21 protein-coding genes and 1 riboswitch are annotated in these 21,517 nt (G+C 40.8%); of the genes, 19 read left to right on the top strand and 2 right to left on the bottom strand.

Features of this window, described 5'->3' with window-relative positions; genetic code table 11:
* The first annotated feature begins 88 nt into the window (after positions 1 to 88).
* The 9 genes from rluB (at position 89) to ACN6NB_RS10355 (ending at position 9,458) form a co-directional block, all read left to right on the top strand.
* Positions 89 to 823, top strand: a complete 735-nt coding sequence (rluB, locus tag ACN6NB_RS10395) for a 23S rRNA pseudouridine(2605) synthase RluB (protein WP_024422842.1) — start codon at positions 89 to 91, stop codon at positions 821 to 823.
* A gap of 90 nt (positions 824 to 913) precedes the next feature.
* Entirely contained in the window at positions 914 to 1,444 is a 531-nt protein-coding gene (gene resA / locus ACN6NB_RS10390) for a thiol-disulfide oxidoreductase ResA (RefSeq protein WP_047204114.1), read from the top strand.
* A gap of 1 nt (position 1,445) precedes the next feature.
* Entirely contained in the window at positions 1,446 to 3,125 is a 1,680-nt protein-coding gene (resB, locus tag ACN6NB_RS10385; RefSeq protein WP_126681635.1) for a cytochrome c biogenesis protein ResB, read from the top strand.
* On the top strand, positions 3,109 to 4,287 hold the full coding sequence (gene ccsB, locus ACN6NB_RS10380; RefSeq protein ID WP_474253351.1) for a c-type cytochrome biogenesis protein CcsB: 1,179 nt from the start codon (positions 3,109 to 3,111) through the stop codon (positions 4,285 to 4,287). Before resB ends, ccsB begins: the two co-directional genes overlap by 17 nt.
* Before the next feature lie 86 nt (positions 4,288 to 4,373).
* Positions 4,374 to 5,096, top strand: a complete 723-nt coding sequence (locus ACN6NB_RS10375; RefSeq protein ID WP_003215596.1) for a response regulator transcription factor — start codon at positions 4,374 to 4,376, stop codon at positions 5,094 to 5,096.
* Positions 5,093 to 6,874 carry an ATP-binding protein gene (locus ACN6NB_RS10370; RefSeq protein ID WP_058837972.1) on the top strand — a complete coding sequence of 594 codons (1,782 nt, stop codon included), beginning with the start codon at positions 5,093 to 5,095 and terminating at the stop codon, positions 6,872 to 6,874. The genes ACN6NB_RS10375 and ACN6NB_RS10370 overlap by 4 nt, the downstream gene beginning before the upstream one ends.
* 202 nt (positions 6,875 to 7,076) lie before the next feature.
* Positions 7,077 to 7,685 carry an RNA polymerase sigma factor SigX gene (gene sigX / locus ACN6NB_RS10365; protein WP_039179611.1) on the top strand — a complete coding sequence of 203 codons (609 nt, stop codon included), beginning with the start codon at positions 7,077 to 7,079 and terminating at the stop codon, positions 7,683 to 7,685.
* Positions 7,597 to 8,706, top strand: a complete 1,110-nt coding sequence (locus tag ACN6NB_RS10360; RefSeq protein WP_039179610.1) for a hypothetical protein — start codon at positions 7,597 to 7,599, stop codon at positions 8,704 to 8,706. Before sigX ends, ACN6NB_RS10360 begins: the two co-directional genes overlap by 89 nt.
* A 104-nt stretch (positions 8,707 to 8,810) precedes the next feature.
* Entirely contained in the window at positions 8,811 to 9,458 is a 648-nt protein-coding gene (locus ACN6NB_RS10355) for a M23 family metallopeptidase (protein ID WP_058837970.1), read from the top strand.
* Between the two features lie 34 nt (positions 9,459 to 9,492).
* Here the strand turns inward: ACN6NB_RS10355 and serA are convergent, their stop codons facing one another.
* Positions 9,493 to 11,067 (bottom strand): phosphoglycerate dehydrogenase, encoded by a 1,575-nt coding sequence (serA, locus tag ACN6NB_RS10350; RefSeq protein WP_024422834.1) that lies wholly within the window; start codon positions 11,065 to 11,067, stop codon positions 9,493 to 9,495.
* A gap of 287 nt (positions 11,068 to 11,354) precedes the next feature.
* Positions 11,355 to 11,485: riboswitch (FMN riboswitch) on the top strand.
* Positions 11,486 to 11,629: 144 nt separating this feature from the next.
* Between serA and ACN6NB_RS10345 the strand changes: the two genes are divergently transcribed.
* Positions 11,630 to 12,211: an ECF transporter S component gene (locus ACN6NB_RS10345; RefSeq protein WP_081258390.1), complete on the top strand. Its 582-nt coding sequence runs from the start codon at positions 11,630 to 11,632 to the stop codon at positions 12,209 to 12,211.
* A 34-nt stretch (positions 12,212 to 12,245) separates the two neighbouring features.
* Here ACN6NB_RS10345 and ACN6NB_RS10340 read toward each other — a convergent pair whose 3' ends face one another.
* Positions 12,246 to 12,494: a ferredoxin gene (locus tag ACN6NB_RS10340; protein WP_003215700.1), complete on the bottom strand. Its 249-nt coding sequence runs from the start codon at positions 12,492 to 12,494 to the stop codon at positions 12,246 to 12,248.
* Positions 12,495 to 12,761: 267 nt separating this feature from the next.
* On the opposite strand from ACN6NB_RS10340, the gene ACN6NB_RS10335 reads away from it, so the two are divergent.
* The 9 genes from ACN6NB_RS10335 to ACN6NB_RS10295 all read left to right on the top strand — a co-directional run bounded on the left by ACN6NB_RS10335 (position 12,762) and on the right by ACN6NB_RS10295 (position 21,393).
* Positions 12,762 to 13,814 (top strand): YpbB family protein, encoded by a 1,053-nt coding sequence (locus ACN6NB_RS10335; RefSeq protein WP_126681636.1) that lies wholly within the window; start codon positions 12,762 to 12,764, stop codon positions 13,812 to 13,814.
* The gene (locus tag ACN6NB_RS10330) at positions 13,807 to 15,315 is read left to right on the top strand and encodes a RecQ family ATP-dependent DNA helicase (RefSeq protein ID WP_474253350.1); all 1,509 of its coding nucleotides are present in this window, start codon (positions 13,807 to 13,809) and stop codon (positions 15,313 to 15,315) included. Before ACN6NB_RS10335 ends, ACN6NB_RS10330 begins: the two co-directional genes overlap by 8 nt.
* Positions 15,312 to 15,953, top strand: a complete 642-nt coding sequence (locus ACN6NB_RS10325) for a CPBP family intramembrane glutamic endopeptidase (RefSeq protein ID WP_041109653.1) — start codon at positions 15,312 to 15,314, stop codon at positions 15,951 to 15,953. The genes ACN6NB_RS10330 and ACN6NB_RS10325 overlap by 4 nt, the downstream gene beginning before the upstream one ends.
* The gene (locus tag ACN6NB_RS10320; RefSeq protein ID WP_144490286.1) at positions 15,898 to 16,686 is read left to right on the top strand and encodes a LysM peptidoglycan-binding domain-containing protein; all 789 of its coding nucleotides are present in this window, start codon (positions 15,898 to 15,900) and stop codon (positions 16,684 to 16,686) included. The genes ACN6NB_RS10325 and ACN6NB_RS10320 overlap by 56 nt, the downstream gene beginning before the upstream one ends.
* 64 nt (positions 16,687 to 16,750) lie before the next feature.
* Positions 16,751 to 17,206, top strand: a complete 456-nt coding sequence (locus ACN6NB_RS10315) for a DUF2663 family protein (RefSeq protein ID WP_025093048.1) — start codon at positions 16,751 to 16,753, stop codon at positions 17,204 to 17,206.
* An 87-nt stretch (positions 17,207 to 17,293) separates the two neighbouring features.
* Positions 17,294 to 18,082: a metallophosphoesterase gene (locus ACN6NB_RS10310; RefSeq protein WP_474253349.1), complete on the top strand. Its 789-nt coding sequence runs from the start codon at positions 17,294 to 17,296 to the stop codon at positions 18,080 to 18,082.
* A gap of 165 nt (positions 18,083 to 18,247) precedes the next feature.
* Positions 18,248 to 18,826: a genetic competence negative regulator gene (locus ACN6NB_RS10305; protein ID WP_024428080.1), complete on the top strand. Its 579-nt coding sequence runs from the start codon at positions 18,248 to 18,250 to the stop codon at positions 18,824 to 18,826.
* Between the two features lie 196 nt (positions 18,827 to 19,022).
* The gene (locus tag ACN6NB_RS10300) at positions 19,023 to 20,297 is read left to right on the top strand and encodes a Glu/Leu/Phe/Val family dehydrogenase (protein ID WP_007500982.1); all 1,275 of its coding nucleotides are present in this window, start codon (positions 19,023 to 19,025) and stop codon (positions 20,295 to 20,297) included.
* Between the two features lie 124 nt (positions 20,298 to 20,421).
* The gene (locus tag ACN6NB_RS10295; RefSeq protein WP_039179598.1) at positions 20,422 to 21,393 is read left to right on the top strand and encodes a YpdA family putative bacillithiol disulfide reductase; all 972 of its coding nucleotides are present in this window, start codon (positions 20,422 to 20,424) and stop codon (positions 21,391 to 21,393) included.
* Positions 21,394 to 21,517: the final 124 nt, after the last annotated feature.

Genomic DNA, 21,517 nt, shown 5'->3' with positions numbered 1-21,517 from the left:
AAATTAGACAGACGAAACGCTTATTTTTCCACGAATGCTTGTTTGTTTTAGGTCAAGCAAGTAAGATAGTACATGAGGTGAAAGACAAATGGAACGTTTACAGAAAGTAATTGCACATGCCGGCGTCGCTTCAAGACGAAAGGCTGAAGAATTAATTAAAGAAGGACGAGTTACCGTTAATGGTCAAACAGTGACAGAGCTCGGAGTGAAGGTGGGCTCTTCAGATAAAATTGAAGTCAATGGCTTAAAGCTTGAAAGAGAAGAACCGGTTTACTTTATGCTTTATAAACCGCGCGGCGTCATTTCTGCTGCCGAGGATGATAAAGGACGTAAGGTCGTCACAGACTTCTTTGATGATGTCCCGCAGCGCCTTTATCCAATCGGCCGGTTAGATTATGATACGAGCGGTTTGATTTTGATTACAAATGATGGGGAATTTGCCCATAAGCTCATGCACCCGAAATACGAAATTGATAAAACGTATGCAGCGAAGCTAAAAGGCATTCCATCAAAGGAACTGCTTAGAAAGCTAGAAAAAGGGATCATGTTAGATCATAAAAAAACAGCACCTGCTCGTGCGAAAATGCTTTCTATTGATAAACGAAAGCAAACTTGTATTGTCCAATTAACCATTCATGAAGGCAGAAACAGACAAGTGCGCCGCATGTTTGAAGCGATTGGCCATGATGTGTTAAAGCTAAAAAGGGAGCAATATTCGTTCCTTCATATTGAAGGTATGAGACCAGGAGACCGCAGAGAATTGTCTCCACATGAAGTAAAGCGCCTGAGAGCAATTGCCGATCATGGGAAAAGCGCTTTTTAATTTTCACATAAACTTCAAAAAATGAAGAAGCATCAAAAGAAGGAGAATGCTATAATTTACCTGAATGTCTATGGGGAAGGGGTACTTCAGATGAAAAAAAGACGGTTTTTCATACGGACGGGCATTCTCCTCGTGATGCTTGCTGCACTTTGTTATACAATGTATAACTCAGTATTTGCCAAACAGGATCGAGTCAAAGAAGGATCTATTGCGCCAAACTTTGTCCTTCAATCTGTGGATGGGGATCGGATTGAGTTAAAGGACTTAAAAGGCAAAGGTGTCTTTCTTAATTTTTGGGGTACATGGTGTGGTCCGTGTAAACAAGAATTTCCTTATATGGCGAATCAATATGAAGTGTTCAAGGATCGCGGTGTGGAAATTGTCGCAGTCAATGTTGCGGAGTCCAAGATTGCCGTGAAAAATTTTATGGAATCCTATGGCGTGAATTTTCCTGTTGCCATGGACAAAGATCGTCAAGTAACAGAGGCGTATGATATTGGGCAGCTGCCAACTACGCTTTTACTTAATCCTGAAGGCAAGGTAATCAAAGTCATAAAGGGAACAATGACAGAACGTCAAATCTATGAGTATATGAATTTGATTAAACCAAAGGGGTCATAGAATGAAAGAGGTAAAGTGCGAGTGTGGACATATTAATCCAATCGGTACTGTTCTATGTGAATCATGCGGGAATCCCATTGCGGCTAAAGAGAAGAACTCTTCAAAGCTGCTTGATATGAGATATGACGGCAGTGCAAGACGCTCGCAAACATATAACAAAACGATTGTTGATAAAGTATGGAACTTTTTTTCTTCCGTTAAAGTAGGTGTGTGGCTGATTGTCATTACACTGCTTGCTTCTTCGCTTGGGACGATTTTTCCGCAGGAGCGATTTATTCCGCCAGGAGCATCTGCTTCCACGTATTATGAAGAGCAATATGGATCGTTTGGCAAGCTGTATTATACACTTGGATTCCATGACCTTTATAATTCTTGGTGGTTTTTAGCTCTTATCGCATCAATCGGAATCTCTCTTGTCATTTGTAGTCTCGACCGCGTTATGCCTCTTTATCGAGCACTCAAAAACCAAGGGGTTATCAAAAAAGAAGGCTTTATGAGAAGACAGCGTCTGTTCAGTGAGACAGACAAAACATTAGATCAGCATACATATGAAGGCATCATCAGAGCAATGAAACAAAAGCGTTACCGCGTGCGAGAAGAAAATGGGTATATTTTAGCCGAAAAAGGACGTTTTTCACGCTGGGGACCTTACGTCAATCACATTGGATTAATCATCTTTCTCATTGGATCGATGCTCCGGTTCGTCCCGGGCATGTACGTGGATGAAACGCTGTGGGTCAGAGAAGGTGAAACTGCACCGATTCCAGGTACGGATGGTCAATATTTCTTGAAAAATAATGCGTTTTCAATTGATCGTTATGAAACTGGAAATGAAAAAGAAGTGTTTGAGAATGCCATTGAAAAAGCTGGCGACGGTCAAGTGGTGAAAAGCTATAAAACGGATGCCATCTTATACAAACGTGAAGGAGAAGTTGTATTTGGTGAAAAGCCCAAGCTGAAGCAGGTCACAGAACACGATATTAAAGTGAATGAACCGCTTAAGTTTGACAATTTCTCATTATATCAAGTGGATTTTAAACAAAATGAACTCGATCAAATGGTCTTTCAGCTGATTCGTAAAGATACAGAAAAATCTTACGGTACAGTGAAGATTAATCTGCTGGAGCCTAAGTCAGAATATGATCTTGGTAGCGGTTACAAAGTCAAAGTGATGAGCTATCTGCCTGATTTTTATTTTGATGATGATGGAACGCCAAGTACGAAAACAAGGAATCCGAATAATCCTGCTTTCGTGTTTGAAATGATTTCTCCTGAAAAACCTAAAGGTGAAAAAAGCTTTGTCGCCATTCAAGAAACAGTAGAGGGTTCTGATAACAATCTATATAAAATGAAGTTTGATCGGGTTGAAACGAAAAACGTCACAGGGTTAACTGTTAGAAAAGATTTAACACTAGGGGTGCTTATTGTAGGCGGAATCATTTTCATGATTGGTGTCGTGCAGGGGATGTATTGGCAGCATAGAAGAATCTGGCTGTCGGCAAAGGATGGAAAAGTATTGGTGGCAGGACATACAAACAAAAACTGGTTCGGCTTAAAGTCCGATCTTAACGTGTTACTGAGCGGCAGTGGCATCAAACAGCCAGTTGATCAAAAAGAGCTGCCTGATACAACAAGTATCAGCAAAAGCAAGGGGGAAGGATTAGATGGCGGCAGTCAGTGAAAATCTGTTATTTGCAGCTTTTCTATTTTATTTAGCGGCAGTTCCTTTTTTTGGTGGTGCCATTAAAGGAAAAAAGAAAGAAGATGGACCGCGCAGGAATAAGGCGGCACTCATTGGCATTACGCTTACTATCATCGGTTTTTTGAGCCAGTTGGGCTATTTTATTTCAAGATGGATTGCATCTGGTCATGCACCAGTCAGTAATTTGTTTGAGTTCACTACGGCTTTTGGCATGATGCTGGTGCTTGCATTCATCATTTTATATTTTGTGTATCAAGTGTCTGTACTTGGTTTATTCACACTTCCAATCGCTTTATTGATTATTGCCTATGCAAGTATGTTCCCATCAGATATTTCACCACTGATCCCTTCACTTCAAAGTAATTGGCTTTATATTCACGTGACAACAGCAGCACTTGGTCAAGCCATTTTAGCCATCAGCTTTGTGGCAGGCGTCATCTTTCTATTAAAGCATGTGGATCAAACAAAGCCAGGAAAGAAGACGTTTGGTTTAGAGCTTGTCATGTTTATGATTGTGGTGACACTTGCATTTATCGCTGTCACGTCTATCTTTAGAATGACAGGATATGAAGCGACATTTAATTGGATCGATAAAAATAAAGAAAAAAGTGTGATGGTCTATGAGCTGCCAGCTCTTGTCGGACCTCATAAAGGGGAGCTTGTGACGGAAGATCGTTTGGAGCCGTTTGTTGAGCTGCCGCCTGTTTTTTCAGGCAGAAAGGTCAATACAGTATTATGGTCATTTAGCGTAGGGCTGATTATATACGAACTCATTCGATTGATCATTCGAAAACGACTGAGCGCACTGCTTCAACCGCTAGTGAAACAGGTGAACCTAGATTTAGTCGATGAAATTGGGTATCGGGCTGTTTCGATTGGTTTCCCTGTATTTGCATTAGGCGGGCTGATCTTTGCCATGATCTGGGCGCAAATTGCATGGACTAGGTTTTGGGGCTGGGACCCGAAGGAAGTATGGGCATTGATTACGTTTCTCTTTTATGCAGCCTATCTTCATCTTCGCTTGTCGCGAGGCTGGCATGGTGAAAAGTCCGCTTGGCTTGCTGTGATCGGCTTCGCCATTATTATGTTTAATCTCATCTTTGTCAACCTTGTCATTGCGGGGCTTCATTCCTACGCATAATCACAAGGAAAAGGCCAACTTTTATGATTCAATTCGGCTTTTTGTTAAAATGAATGTAACAACGGAGAAAGCAGGAGGACTGTCTAATGGAACACACAACTCAAACGAAAATATTAGTCGTAGATGATGAGGCAAGAATTCGCCGCCTTTTAAAAATGTATTTAGAACGTGAAAATTATGAAATCGATGAAGCAGAAAACGGAGATGAGGCGATTCAAAAAGGGCTTCAAACCGATTATGACCTTATTTTGCTCGATTTAATGATGCCTGGTACAGATGGAATCGAAGTGTGTAATCAAATTCGAGACAAAAAAGCGACTCCAATCATTATGCTGACGGCAAAAGGAGAAGAGGCCAACCGCGTTCAAGGATTTGAGGCAGGAACGGATGACTACATCGTCAAACCTTTCAGCCCACGTGAAGTTGTTTTACGTGTGAAGGCATTGCTCAGAAGATCGTCTCAAACGTCTTATCTTAATACTGGGACAACAACAAAGGACGTTCTTGTGTTTTCTCATCTTTCTATTGACCATGATGCCCATAGGGTGACGGCTGATGGCAAAGAAGTCAGCCTCACGCCGAAGGAATATGAGCTTTTATATTTCCTTGCTAAAACACCGGATAAGGTTTATGACAGAGAAAAGCTGTTAAAAGAAGTATGGCAATATGAATTCTTTGGAGACTTAAGAACAGTCGATACCCATGTCAAACGACTTCGTGAAAAACTGAATAAAGTGTCACCAGAAGCTGCGAAAAAAATCGTAACTGTATGGGGTGTCGGGTACAAATTTGAGGTCGGCGCTGAATGAAACTGTGGAAAAGTGTTGTAGGAAAGCTATGGTTAACCATTCTTTTCCTCGTCCTGATCGTTTTATCTATTTTAACTGTGCTTCTTTTAGAGTTCATTGAGAATTATCATGTAGAAGAAGCAAAATCTGATTTAACACAAATGGCAAATAAAGTAGCAGTCATTTTAGAAAGCCATGAGGATCAATCGCTTGCAAGGTCGATAACATCAGAACTCGCTGACAAATTGACGAGTATTGCGATCATCCAAGAGGACGGGCTAGAGTGGTATTCGTCTGAAAAAGGCGGGAAGCTTCCTGCGATTACAAAGAAACAAATTGAAGCGGACAGCGATTTAAACCAAGCACTGAAAGATCGTAAAAAAATCAGTAAACGTGCAGAACCTGATGCAGGCAATCAAAAAGATGAACGAATTGTAGTTGGTGTTCCTTATGAGGCGAACGGAAAAAAAGGCATGGTCTTTCTTTCTCAGTCACTCCTCGCTGTAGAACAAACAACGAAACATACGACGCGATACATCTTCTTAGCCGCTGGAATTGCGATTGTACTGACCACTATATTCGCTTTCTTTTTGTCAACACGTGTCACCTATCCTCTTAGAAAGATGAGAGAGGGTGCACAAGATTTGGCGAAGGGGAAATTTGATACAAAGATTCCTATTTTAACGCAAGATGAGATTGGAGAGCTGGCGATCGCCTTTAATCAAATGGGGAAGCAGCTTAAATTCCATATCACCGCCTTAAATCAAGAAAAAGAACATTTGTCTAATATTTTAAGCAGTATGGCCGATGGCGTCATCACCATCAATATTGATGGAACGATCTTGATGACAAATCCTCCTGCAGAACGATTTTTGCAGGCGTGGTATTATGAGCAAAATATGAAGATCAAAGATGGAGATGAACTGCCGCCAGAAGCGCGCGAGCTATTTCATACAGCTGTCAGCACAGAAAAGGAGCAAATGATCGAAGTTACGCTGCAAGGGCGTACGTGGGTTCTTCTCATGTCTCCGCTTTATAATCAGCAGGATGTCAGAGGAGCAGTTGCAGTCCTTCGTGATATGACGGAGGAACGAAGACTTGATAAACTGAGAAAAGACTTCATTGCCAATGTCAGTCATGAACTTCGTACACCAATTGCCATGCTGCAAGGGTACAGTGAGGCGATTGTAGATGATATTGCAGGATCAGAAGAGGAAAAGAAAGAGATTGCGCAAATTATCTACGATGAATCACTTCGAATGGGACGTCTTGTAAATGATCTTTTAGATCTAGCGAGAATGGAAGCAGGTCATATTACACTGAATCTTGAATCAACAGATACGGAAGAGCTGACTGAGAAGATCTACCGCAAGTTTCTAGGGATTGCGAAAGAAAAACAAATCGATCTTACGTATAATATTCAAGTGGATGAACCGTACTTTGTATTCGATCCAGATAAGATTGAGCAAGTGTTTACGAATCTCATTGATAATGCCATTCGTCATACACCAGAGGGCGGAGAGGTTCACTTTTCGGTTCAATCGGTGGAAAACGGGCTGAAAATGGATGTGAAAGATTCGGGAAGCGGAATTCCAGAAGAGGATCTGCCCTTTATTTTCGAGCGCTTCTATAAAGCTGATAAAGCAAGAACAAGAGGACGTTCTGGTACTGGGCTTGGCCTTGCGATTGTGAAGAACATCGTCGAAGCGCATCAAGGCTCTATACATGCTCACAGCAAAACGGGTGCAGGTACACACTTCACCTTCTATATTCCGAGAAAAAAGCAGGAACTCGTCTAATCTTGACGAAGAATCTTGTTACATGAGAAACACTTCTTTTCGAAAGAAAATGAAGTGTTTTTTCTATTTTGAAATTTTTAAGGAGAAGTTAAACAAAAAGCCCTTTCCAAACTGTCGAACTTGTAATATATTTGTCATAAAGTTGTAATGTAACGTTTTATAAGAGTCACTCGACAAAAATAAGTGAACGGAGGGGTTTCCTATGCATGAAACCTTTCAAAAAATATATGATTCGTACCATCAAGATTTGTACCAGTTTTTATTTTATATGGTTAAAGATAAAAATCAGGCAGAGGATCTCGTGCAGGAGGTTTACATTCGGGTACTTCACTCATATAAAACTTTTGAAGGAAGAAGCAGCGAGAAAACATGGCTGTTTTCAATTGCAAGGCATGTGGCGATTGACTGGTTTCGCAAACAGCAAACCATTAGACAACGGGTGCTCGGCACGTTTGATTGGGATAAGCAGGATGTAAAAGATCCAGACTTGCTCCCAGACGAACTAGCTGTACAGGATGAAAATACAAAAGAAATTTATGCCGCACTTGATCACTGTACGATTGATCAAAGAGCTGTCATCATTTTAAGGTTTATCCAGGGCTACTCAATCATGGAGACGGCAAAGGCGCTAAAGTTCTCGGAAAGCAAAGTCAAAACAACGCAGCACCGAGGCCTGAAAGTGCTCCGAAAACATATGGAGCTTTTGAAGGAGGAGCTAGTGAATGAAAACGAACAGGTCCGATTGGAGCGAAGAACGAATCAAGGTGTTACTAAGTCAGCTTCCAAAAGTGGAGGACAACCGTTCATCTAAGCAGATATACCAGCAGATGCTGATGGCAAGCGGGAAGAAAAAGAAAAGTGTCAGATGGATCGGTCCAGCGGTGGCAACCGTTGTGGTTTTATTTATGGCGTTTTTAATTTCTCCTCATTTATTTCAGCCGGCAGCTCAAGAACAGCATCAACAGATGAAAATGGAATCAAGTGCTGACAAAGGACAGGCGAATGCCACATTAGAGCCGGTGAAACAGGCAAATGGTACCGCGCACGTTGTTTCTCATGAAGACAAGCAAAAATATATGACGGTTGCATACATAGATGAATCAACATCTCAAGTGGTTCCCATTAGTATTGAAAAAGAAAATGAACATGACCATTTGCAGGAAATAATGAACACATATGAACAGGTGCAGCTGCCTGAAATGACAAAGCCGCTTCAATCTTATCTTGAGATGGTGGACCTTCGTGAAAAAGGGAATACACTTGTCTTTCAGTTAAAAAATGATTTGTCCCTTGATACGATAAAGGAAGCCAATCGGTTTAAAGATATGGTAAAAGAAACGCTCAAATGGAGCAGGTATAAGCAAGTGGAAGTCAAATCTGTCAAAGGCTCTCAGCTTCAATTAGGGGCAAGTGGAAGCATAGGCAGGGTATCGATTGATAAACAAACAAAGCAAGCTTATTACGTATTAGAAAATAAGAGCGGGACTTTTTTGGTGCCCTCAAAAACGCATTATTCTTCTTATGAAGAGGCGGTAGAGGCCATGAAACGGACGAGTGATTCTGGGCTCGAACCATTAATTAAAGAAGAATCCATTAAAGAAGTGACATCAAAAGGTAAGCATGTGACCATCACGTTTGGAGCATCAGCAAAATTATCGGACTCAATTGATCATATTCTACTCATTGAAGGTCTGCTGCTCACAGCGAAAGATTTTGGTTTTACAGATGTCACCATTCAATATGCAGGAACAGATCAAGTAGGACCTTATGAATTAAACGAACCAATAGAGGTACCGGCTCTGCCGAATCCAGTTGTCATCAAAGATCGTTAAAGGACGCAAGTAAGTCATTGCGTTCTTTTTTAATGTATATAAAATGGCCTTCTTGCTGTATACTAAGCTGTCATGAAAAGAACCTCAAAGAAGGGGAGTCACTGATGAAAAGGTATTGCTTCATAGGTGCAAGCTGTTTTTTGTTCTTCATCTTAGCACCATTTGCCCATGCGCAGCAGACAAACGAATGGGTGGAGCCAGTGAAAGGAGAAGTCACTGACTTGTTTGGGACAAGGGGCGGCTCGCATAAGGGATTAGATATAGCTGCGCCAGAAGGAGAATCCATTTTTGCTGCAAGTGAAGGTGTGGTTACGCGTTCGTATGTATCGGCTACATATGGAGAGGTTGTGTTTATTCAGCATCCAAACGGGTACGAAACCGTCTATGCTCATTTACACGAGCGTTTTGTGAAAAAGGGTGACCAAGTACAAGCAGGAGAGCCAATTGGCATCATTGGCAACACAGGAGCCTCTAGAGGCACTCATTTGCATTTTGAGGTACATCGTGGCAATTGGTCAGTCAGCAAAGAGGATGCGATAGATCCGCTCAAAATGATTGCAGAGGAACGTTTCAAAGAGCCAGCTCTTCATGTAAATGGACATGAAAAAAATACATATGTCATTCAAAAAGGGGACACTCTTTGGTCAATAGCAAAGGCGCATGAAATGACTGTGGAACAATTGAAAAAGATCAATGAGCTGACCACTCACCTCATTCGAACAGGAGACCGGTTAATGGTTTCAAAAAAATAAACCTCATGCTTTTGCATGAGGTTTATCACTGTTTTTAAAGGTCAATCAGGCGGACAGAAAGAATATCCTGTACTTCCGTTAATTTTTTCACAATTTCATCCTCTAGATGCTTATCGAAAGAAAGCATCATAATGGCTTCGCCGCCTTTTTCTTTACGTCCTACCTGCATTGTTGCGATGTTGACATCGTGGTCGCCTAAAATCTGTCCAACCTTTCCAATCACACCAGGTGCATCTGTATGCTGGATGTAGACAAGGTGTCCATCTGGATAAAAATCAATATTAAATCCATTAATAGAAACAACGCGTTCCCCTAGATGCGGGATGTAAGTCGCTTTTAGAGTAAAGGTTGAAAGATCACCTTTGACTTCAATAGAAATACTGTTTTCGTAACCAGATTCGCTGGAAGAAATTTTCTCACTAAAGCTAATGCCGCGTTCTTTTGCGACCATTCCAGCATTTACTTCATTCACAGTCGAATCAACGCGCTCTTTTAAAAAGCCTGAGAGGAGACTTTTTGTGATAAAAGATGTTTCGAGTTTTGAAATAGAGCCTTCATAAGAAATGCCTACTTCTTTTACAGGTTCTCTCATTGATTGAGAGACAAGACGTCCAAGTTTTCCTGCAAACTGATGATAAGGCTGAATCTTTTTGAATTCGTCTTTTGTCATCGCTGGTAGATTAATAGATGACATGACAGGAAGACCTTTTGCAAATTGAAGGACTTCTTCAGATACTTGCGCTGCTACATTTAATTGTGCTTCTTTTGTAGAGGCACCAAGATGCGGAGTTGCAATGACGTGTGGATGATCCACAAGCGGATTATCAGTTGGAGGTTCTACCTCGAATACATCGAGTGCAGCTCCTGCGACATGGCCGCTTTCAAGTGCCTCAAGAAGGTCAGCTTCGTCAATAATGCCGCCGCGTGCACAGTTTACAAGGCGAACTCCTTTTTTCGTTTTTGCAATCGTTTCTTTATTGAGAAGTCCTCTTGTTTCTTTTGTTAATGGCGTATGTACAGTAATGATATCTGATACTTCGAGTACTTCATCGAGTGATTTCGCATTGACGCCAATTTTTTCTGCACGTTCCTTTGTGAGAAATGGGTCAAACACGTTGACTGTCATGCCAAACGCTCTTGCACGCTGGGCGATTTCACTTCCGATTCTGCCTAAGCCGACAATCCCAAGAGATTTTCCGTAAAGCTCAGCACCAACATATGCACCTCTGTTCCATTCTTTTGATTTGACAGAAATATTGGCTTGCGGAATATGACGCATAAGTGATGAAATCATGGCGAACGTATGCTCAGCTGTCGAGATCGTATTACCGTTTGGTGCATTGATCACAATGACGCCATGCTTGGTTGCTTCATCAATGTCAATATTGTCTACTCCTACACCGGCACGGCCGACAATTTTTAATGAAGTCATTTTTTCATAAAGCTCTTTCGTTACTTTCGTGGCACTTCTGACAAGTAAGGCATCAAACGTGTGTAATTCATCTTCTGCTTCTGCTACATTTTTTTGGACAATTTCAACAAAATCTGATTCTAAAAGTGGTAGAAGACCATCATTGCTCATCTTATCTGAGACTAATACTCGAAACATCGTAAGATTTCCTCCTAAAATAAACGTCATAAATATCTGATAATTTACCATATTCCTTTTCACTGTGTCAATCAAATTAAAGCAGTAAAGTAAAAAAGAAAACACGAACATTTCTTTGTGTCTTTATAAAGAATGAACACCTTTAAACAAAAGATAACCAATTTTTGCGCATTTGTCATTAGAATTTTTGTGTTTTTTACGATTTCTTAAAACTGATGAATTTGCTCAGGATTTTTATCTGTACAAATGCTCATATATCATATATAATGATGTCGAATTGAATAATGATCAATCTTCGGGGCAGGGTGTAATTCCCTACCGGCGGTGATGAGCATAGTCTCTAAGCCCGCGAGCCTTTTTGGCAGGATTCGGTGTGATTCCGAAGCCGACAGTATAGTCTGGATGGGAGAAGATGGAGGTTCATAAACGTTGAAAACATTGATGTTTACACGTTTATTTGTCTAGCCCAATTTCCCCGCTCCTGTTTTCAAGGGCGGTTTTTTTGTGGCTAAAATGGAACAATCCTCTTTTCGAAAGATTTGATCGAAAAGGAGAGAGAATATTGAATCAAAGTAAAGTAAAGCGTTTAGTCGTTACCAGTATGCTCAGCAGTATTTCGTTTGTATTAATTTTATTGGATTTCCCTTTCCCGGGTCTTCCGGCGTATTTGAAAATTGATTTCAGTGATATCCCGGCGATTATTGCAATTTTAATTTATGGACCGGGTGCAGGTATTGCTGTTGAGGCATTAAAAAATGTACTGCATTACCTCATTCAAGGCAGTATGTCCGGCGTTCCAGTTGGGCAAGTCGCGAACTTCATTGCAGGCACATTATTTATCTTGCCAGTCGCCTTTATGTTCAAAAAAATAAAATCAGCAAAAGGGATGGCATGGTCTATGATCGCGGGTACATTGCTTATGACTGTGATGATGAGCATTTTAAATTACTTCTTATTCCTGCCAGCTTACACATGGTTCTTAAACGCGCCAGAACTATCCGATCATGCGCTCAAGACGACCATTACAGCAGGGATCTTACCATTTAACTTTATTAAAGGCATCATCCTTACCATCGTGTTTAGCCTCATTTTTGTGAAAATGCGTCCATGGTTTGAAAATAAACGCCGACTTCAAAATAGTTAATATAAAAAAAGCCCCTGCATAAGGGGCTTTTATACTATTCATGCTTAAGTGGGTCACCCTCGAAAGATTCGTCCGCAACTTTGATTGAATCCGTTGGACATCCTTCAAATGCATCAAGCATATCTTCTTCGAGTACTTCTGGAACTTCTACAGTTCCTTGGTTGTCATCAAGCGTAACAAATGCAATGCCTTCATCATCATAATCATAAATGTCTGGAGCAGCTGCACCGCATGCGCCGCAAGCAATACATGTGTCTTTGTCTACAATTGTATATTTTGCCATGTTAAAAAAATACCTCCCAGATTGTTCGATGGAACAAATGGTCTAACCTTTTTAGTTTCACCGATAAAAAACAATTTCCTCAAACCTTATTGTAATGATTTTAATTTCACATTTCAACTGTAAAGTGATTGAGAATGCTTATCACATAAGGGTTTGTTCATAACTTTCCCCCACAAATTGAGTTTAAACATTTCTTCTTCTATGAAATCTGTTAAAATAAAGGGAGAAAATATTCGAATTTTGTCAGGAAGACAGGTGCTTTGACGAATGACTCTTCATTATTTGGATGTCATGTTAATGGACAGCGTATATAAATTGAACGGCGAACGCTCCATAAGTGCTGTCTACCATCTTTTTAAAGGAAAAAAATCATCACAAACCATACAGGATGCAAGTTTATTTCAGCTTTCAAAGTACTTTGGCTGTTACCCGGGGTTTACGAGGGATCAGCTGAATCGCTCTACTTTAAAACTTGACGAAGAGCACTACATCAAAAAAACGGGGGAGACATTCACTGTTACAGATGCAGGACAGCGTATGCTAAACCAGTATTTTTTAGAAAAACCGATGCCCGTTTATTTTCATGGTGCAAAATATCATGATAAAGCAAAGGTGCTATGGATGAGGCTCTCTTTACTTGTACAAGTGCTTTCTCACCATATGGCTGGATCGTATCAATATGTCCCAATACAAAGAGATGTATCCGTACAAAGCTGGACGAAATCCTTCTTAAAACAGCATCACGAGAAGAATAAACTTTCAGAAGAGCTGCATCATGAACTAGAAACGCTCCTTAGCCGTATAAGTGATCAAGAGGCGCTGATTTTTGTTTATTCATTGACGTCAAATGAAAGAATCGGGCGTACGTATCAGCAAATGGCAGAGTGGCTAAAAGAAGATGTGTGGTATGTGTACCTGCTTTTTTGGAATGTCCTCCATTATTTTATTCATGCTGCCCAAAAAGGTGAGACGCAGCTCATGCAAAAGCTCGTAGGTGACCTTGAATTCAAACGCGTGCTAACAACCTCTACTCACAAAACGCTCGAACTTGTGCAAAAAGGCTTTGATATTGATCAGATTGCTCATATTCGTTCATTAAAAAAGGCAACGATCGAAGACCATATTGTCGAGCTTTCCATACATGAACCGAACTTCTCAATAGAGCCGTATGTGAGCGAAGAAGCGCAGCAGGCCATTCATGCAGTAGCCAGAGAGCTTCAAACAAATAAAATGAAGCTGATTAAAGAAAAACTCGAACATTCATTTACTTATTTTCAAATACGATTGGCTCTGACAAGGATGGTGAAAGCAAATGGATAAGCTTCATCAGACGCTCATGCGATATTTTGGTTACGACTCATTTAAAACAGGTCAAGAGGACATTATTCAAAGTGTACTGAATCAAAAGGATACGGTTGCCATGCTGCCTACTGGCGGCGGGAAATCCATCTGCTATCAAATTCCCGGCTATATGTCAGATGGATTAGTTCTCATTATTTCGCCGCTGTTATCGCTTATGGAGGATCAAGTCGAACGAATGAAAATGCGCGGAGAAAAACGAGTGGCGGCACTGAATAGCACATTGTCTTTTCAGGAGAGACGACATATCATTCGGCATTTGCCATCATATAAGTTTTTATTCGTCGCCCCTGAGGCATTAATGTCAGAGGTACTGCTAGAACAGCTCAAATCGATGCATATTGGTTTGTTCGTCGTCGATGAAGCCCATTGTATATCCGAATGGGGGCATGATTTCCGTCCGGAATATTCCAAGCTGGGAGAATGGAGAGAAGCGTTAGGTCATCCTGTCGCCTTAGCACTGACGGCAACTGCAACAAAACAAACACTTAAAGATACCGTGCAAACGTTAAGATTGCAGCATCCGGACTTTCATATTCATTCTGTCAACCGGCCAAACATCGCTTTAGTCAAAGAATCGCACGAAACGAAAGAAGCAAAAGAGAAACGGGCCATTGAGCTTGTGGAATTCCTGCAAGGCCCCGGTCTGATTTATTGCCCGACCCGGCAAATGACAGAAGATATGGCGCTTTTTATGAAACAAAAAACCCATCAGCGTGTAGAGTATTACCATGGCGGAATGGATGCAGGAGACCGCATGCTTATTCAGCAGCAATTTATCAGCGGACAGCTTGATCTCATTTGTTGTACAAGTGCTTTTGGAATGGGAATTGATAAAGCAGATATACGATTTGTTATTCATATGAGCCCGCCGCAGTCAATTGAAGCATTTATGCAGGAAATTGGAAGAGCAGGACGGGACGGGAAAAACAGTGTGAGCATTCTTTTATATACAGAAGAGGATGCGGACATTCAACAGCATTTAATACAAGCCGAGGGCTTTGATGATCCAGAAATTGATTTTTTCTTAGCCAGGCTGACTCAAATGCAGACAAATGATGAAAAAAAATTACGTGAACAATTGATGGAATCAGGGCTTCAGGAGACACGGGCAAGAATGCTGATCCATTATTACAGGATGTATCAGTCTGACGAGCCTCGTGTGCTCCTGATGAAACTGAAAGAGAAATTGCAGGACAGACAAACAGAAAAACTGAGAAAAGTGTGGCAATTTAAGGAGCGGATCACAGATCATAGCTGCTTTAGACAATCTCTGTTATCATACTTTTACGAACAGCTTGATCAAACGGAGGCCGCATCCTCTGGCAATTGCTGCTCTTCTTGCGGACTTGACCTGTCTGATTATGAAAAAAAAGAACAACCATTGGAGCTGAATGAAATGAAACACTGGAAGACCGTGCTGGATCGTATGTTTCATCTGACAAAAGAGGCGCAGCATTGATCGAACAACATCGCCGAATCATTGAAAAATTAACCGATCGACAAGTCGTAGAACAGCTGTATTTTACGCAGCTGCTGATGCTGGTTATTTCTTTTTTACTAGGGATATTTATGTTCGATCATTGGACAGATTTCACATCCCTTTGGGAGATTCAAGATGCGCGGATACTGACTTATGGAATTGGCGGCGCTGTGCTTGTAATCATTGTGGATGCAATTGTCATGAAGGTGTTTCCTGCTCATATGTATGATGATGGCGGATTAAATGAAAAAATGTTCAAAAACCGCAGCATCCCGCATATTGTTTGGTTAACACTGCTCATCGCCTTTTCAGAGGAAATTCTATTCCGAGGGATCGTCCAGCAGCAATTTGGATTGGAGATTGCTAGTATCGTGTTTGCGCTCCTTCACTTTCGCTACTTATCAAAAATACTCTTGTTTATCCTTGTGGTTTCCATTAGTATTTTTTTAGGACTTTTATACGAGTGGACGGGGAATTTATTTGTTCCTGTCATGACCCATTTTGTCATTGACTTAGTCTTTGCTTGTCAAATTCGTTTGAAATATAGGGGGAGGGATGAACATGGAAGAAATGTCGAGAATGAAGAGAAAGAAGGAGCAGCTGACAAACATCCATGACGATGATGTTGAGAAGATTTTTGAAGAAGAAGAAGTACAGCCTTCAGATGACTCTCACTTTCCTACACGAGAAGATTTTCATGAATATAAAAAGCTGCGCACGAAAAAGGTTCGCAATCCTTTGTTTACAACACTGGCTATTATCTTTCCTATTATCGTCGTCACGGTGTTCTTCCTTTTGATCTACTACACGTCAAAGGAAATCAACCATAATAATAATCAAGATGTATATAATATTGATTCTACATCAAGTGCTGACACAGACCCAGTCCCGTCAGCACTTGCCGAAACGAAAAATGACTCAAGCGCTGATAAAGCGGATGCGTCTGATGATGAGAAGCAAAAGAAAGATGAAGAAAAACAGCGATCGAAAGAAAAAGCTGAACAGAAGAAAAAAGAAAAAGCTGCTAAAGAGAAAGAAGAGCGTGAACAAGCAGCGAAAGAAAAAGAGCGGGAGCGAGCTGAAGCTGCCAAAAAGCGTGAACAGCAGCAGCTAGCCCTGCAAAAGCAACAGGAAGAGAAAAAACGAAAAGAAGCTGAAGAGAAAAAGAAGCAGGAAGAAAAGCCAGTTCGTGTCGTGCAGCACACTGTTGGTCCAGAGGAAAACCTGTATCGAATTTCAATGAAGTATTACAAAAACCGTTCGGGTGAAGAGAAAATTAGAGCCTATAATCATTTGAAAGGTAACAGCGTGTACAGTGGTCAAGTGCTGAATATTCCACTAGAAAACTAATCATCTGACATGAATGAAGAAGCACGCACATACATATGTAGAAAAAAGGGACAGGGTGTATGTGATGACATTGCACGCAATCAGCCGATATATGGATCAGCCAACACAGAAGATGATGGAAACATTGATCAAAAGAAAGCATAAATATGAGGGGTTTGCCAAGCAGTGCAAAAGGTGGCAATGGACAGCCCTTCTATCGCTGGCCATTCTTTTGTTTTATTTTGTGATCACGGCAAATGCGGGAGGCGGCTCGCTTCAGCCAGAAGCGATGATTGCCACACTGCTTGGTCATGAAGTTTTTCTGTTTTGGATCATGGCTGAGGTCTTTGCTTTTTATGCCTCTTATTACTATAAGAAAAAAGAAGAAAAGGCTGAAGATGAATATCATCGGCTTCGATGTGAAATTATACAAAAGAGCACAGACTTATGGCCGCAATCAAATCAGTGGAAAGAGCGCGAGACGGTTTTTCACTATATGCAGAAGCAATATGACATTAATCTTTATTATGAAAGTAAATAAATGAGAAAAAAAGACGTTTAACAGTTGAAACGTCTTTTTTCATTCAAGCGTCTTATGAAAGAAAGATATGTAAGGGAGCCATTTGTGATGAAATATGCCATCGTATTTACTGCCGCCATTGCGGCTGTTACAACAGGTGTGTGTGTAACGGCAAAAATGGTGAAAACGGCAAAACAAAACAACATCAAAAAGCATTACTTTACAATAGAAGCACTTCAATCAGACCGGCCTGCTGTCATTTTCTTTATTTCTGATACACACAGACGTCTCATCAGTGACACTTTATTAGCAGAAATCAGACAGGAAGAGCCAGATGTGATTATGATTGGCGGAGATTTAGCAGAAAAAGGTGTGCCCTACGCAAGGATTGAAGAAAATGTGAAACGTTTATCAAGAATTGCGCCGGTTTATTTTGTTTGGGGAAATAATGATCATGAGCTGCACCAGCAAAGGTTGAAAGAGATTTTTCATGCATACGATGTCACGACTTTGCAAAATGAAACGGCTGTATGGAATTTCGAAGGCCAGCGAATTAAAATCGGAGGAATTGATGATATTCGGCTTGAAAAAGCAGATTATGAAGCGATACGGCCAGAGTTTGTGAAAGAAGATGTCAATATTCTCTTATCACACAATCCAGATGTACATCATTTGATGAGTGAAGAAGAGGGAATCGATCTTGTCCTAAGCGGTCATACGCATGGGGGACAGATCCGAATTGGGAAATTTGGACCGTATGAAAAAGGAAGAACAGGCCAGGTCAAAGGTGCGTTCTTTCTCATTAGTAATGGCTACGGTACAACAAAAATTCCCTTGCGTCTCGGAGCAGAACCAGAAACCCATCTGATCTATTTAATGCCTCTAAAAACGCGTTAACTTGCGGAACCCTCAATATTTTCCATAAAAGTCACCGTAAGCATAGCTTCATGCTTGTCTTCCGTCTTGACACAGTGTAAACTGAATACAAAATTAAGAACCTATGACTCATCATCTCATATACTACAGTATGATGTGTGTTTAGAAGAGGCAGGAGGGAACGTTATGCGACTGGAGCGTCTGAATTATAATAAAATCAAAATTTTTCTCACACTAGATGACCTGACAGACCGAGGTCTTACGAAAGAAGACCTTTGGAAAGATTCGTTCAAAGTCCATCAGCTGTTTAAAGACATGATGAACGAGGCGAATCAGGAGCTCGGTTTTGAAGCGAATGGACCGATTGCTGTTGAAGTATTTTCTCTTCAGGCGCAGGGGATGGTCGTCATTGTCACAAAGAGTCAGCAGGAAGATGCTGATGATGAGTTTGATGAAGATTACATTGAGATGCAAGTCAAGCTCGACGAGAGCAAGCATGTGCTCTATCAATTTGCCTCGTTTGAAGATGTGATTCAACTGTCCCATAGTTTAAGTCGTATTGGACTTTTAGGGGGTACAGTTTACCATTATGAAGGTCAATATTATCTCAGCCTAGATGATGTTGGAGAACTATCTGCTGATACAGTCATTTCGATTTTAGCAGAGTTTGGTTCACCTACGACACTCACCATTCACCGGCTAAAAGAGTATGGAAAAGTGATCATGCAAGAAGATGCTGTGAAAACGATTCAAATGTATTTTTAATCACTTTTTTCTATTATATTTAATACTGTTGTGATGAAACAACAGTATTTTTTTATATCCTTTTTTATATTTATAAACGCTGATATTTTATTTTGATAAAAAACGCTTTTTACCTTTGCTTTACCAGTACGAAGGTGTATACTATTGCTTGAAAGGGAGCAGTAGATCATGAAAGATTTCTAGGGGGTTTATTTTAATGGCAGCCGATCAAAACGCCGCTCATAACGCAGAAGATAAGCTAGATGTTTTAAAGTCAACTCAAACCGTCATACATAAAGCGCTAGACAAATTAGGGTATCCGCAGGAAGTGTATGAATTGCTGAAGGAGCCAATTCGTCTATTAACGGTCAAAATTCCAGTACGTATGGATGATGGATCTGTGAAAATCTTCACTGGTTACCGCGCACAGCACAATGATGCTGTCGGTCCAACAAAAGGCGGAATTCGTTTCCACCCGAACGTTACGGAAAAAGAAGTAAAAGCGCTTTCAATTTGGATGAGTTTAAAATGTGGAATTGTGGATCTTCCTTATGGCGGAGGAAAAGGCGGTATTATCTGTGATCCAAGAGAAATGTCATTCAGAGAGCTTGAAAAACTTAGCCGCGGCTATGTTCGTGCCATCAGTCAAATTGTTGGACCAACAAAAGATGTTCCAGCACCAGACGTGTTTACGAACTCTCAAATTATGGCATGGATGATGGATGAATATTCTAGAATTGATGAGTTTAACTCGCCAGGATTTATTACAGGAAAACCAATTGTTCTTGGAGGATCACACGGACGTGATACTGCAACAGCAAAAGGTGTGACGATCTGCATCAAAGAAGCGGCGAAGAAAAAAGGAATTGACATTAACGGGGCTCGTGTTGTCGTACAGGGATTCGGAAATGCAGGAAGCTACTTAGCTAAATTCATGTATGATGCTGGAGCGAAAATCGTAGGGATTTCAGATGCGTACGGCGGATTATACGATGAAGATGGTCTAGATATTGACTACTTGCTTGACCGACGTGACAGCTTTGGAACCGTCACTAAATTATTTAACGATACAATTACAAACCAAGAGCTGCTTGAGCTAGATTGTGATATCCTAGTACCTGCAGCCATTGAAAACCAAATCACAGAAGATAATGCGGCAAACATTAAAGCCAAAATTGTCGTTGAAGCAGCAAATGGTCCAACGACACTGGAAGGAACCAAAATTCTTTCAGATCGTGGTGTACTACTTGTTCCAGACGTACTTGCGAGTGCGGGTGGTGTAACTGTTTCTTACTTTGAATGGGTTCAGAATAACCAAGGGTTCTACTGGACTGAAGAAGAAGTTGAAACTCGTTTAGAAGATATGATGGTGAAATCATTTAATAATATTTATGAAATGGCGCAAAACCGCCGGATTGATATGCGTCTTGCTGCATATATGGTCGGTGTACGTAAAATGGCTGAAGCTTCTCGATTCAGAGGCTGGATTTAAGCGGCTGATTTGCATCGCGCCTTAAAATCTCCTATCCTTAAATAGGAGATTTTTTTATGGAATGGAACAAAGAATCAAACAGCCCAGCAATTGTTATTGCAGTGAAATGACAGGAGTGGAACAAATGAAACAAGAAAAAGCGATCATAATAGGAGGCGGCCCATGCGGGCTATCAGCTGCCATCGCATTCAAGCAAATTGGGATTGATGCACTTGTGATTGAAAAGGGGAATGTCGTGAACAGTATTTATCATTACCCAACACATCAAACCTTTTTTAGTACAAGTGAAAAGCTTGAAATCGGTGATGTCGCTTTTATTACTGAAAATCGTAAGCCCGTTCGTATTCAGGCACTTTCCTATTACCGAGAGGTCGTCAGACGAAAAAACCTGCGTGTGCATGCTTTTGAAAAAGTGAACGCCGTGACGAAACAAGATGGCCGTTTTACAGTGAGTACATCAAAAGACGACTATTCATGTGATTACGTCGTCATTGCGACTGGCTACTATGATCATCCAAACTATATGAACGTCAAAGGAGAAGACCTTCCCCACGTGTATCACTACTTTAAAGAAGGACATCCATATTTTGATAAAGATGTGACGGTGATCGGCGGGAAGAACTCCAGCGTGGATGCTGCACTAGAACTTGTGAAATGCGGAAGCAGAGTCACTGTGCTTTATAGAGGAACAGAATATTCATCCAGCATCAAACCTTGGATTTTACCAGAGTTTGAAGCGCTTGTCCGTAATGGAACGATTCGCATGGAGTTTGGCGCGCAGGTGAAAGAAATCACAGAAGAAGATGTGATCTTTACAAACCAGCAAAATCAAACGGATCGAGTGAAAAGTGACTATGTATTTGCCATGACTGGTTATCATCCAGATCATTCTTTCTTAGAAAAAATGGGTGTCACGATAGATCAAGAATCAGGCCGTCCAGCATTTGATGAACAAACGATGGAAACGAATGTTGAAGGTATTTTCATTGCAGGAGTCATTGCTGCTGGAAATAATGCAAATGAAATTTTCATCGAAAATGGAAGATTTCATGGCGGACTCATTGCAGAAGAAATCAACAAAAGAATCAACGGATAAAAAAAGAACTGGATCCTTCAAAAGGGGTTCGGTTCTTTTTTATATAAATTGGGATTATATAGAAAGTTATTTTTAGAAAAATGGGCCCGAGTCATATAAAAAAAGGGTAAATCATGGTACGATA

This window comes from Bacillus sp. 11B20 (assembly GCF_056098985.1).
This window is presented reverse-complemented; position numbering and strand designations above follow the sequence as displayed.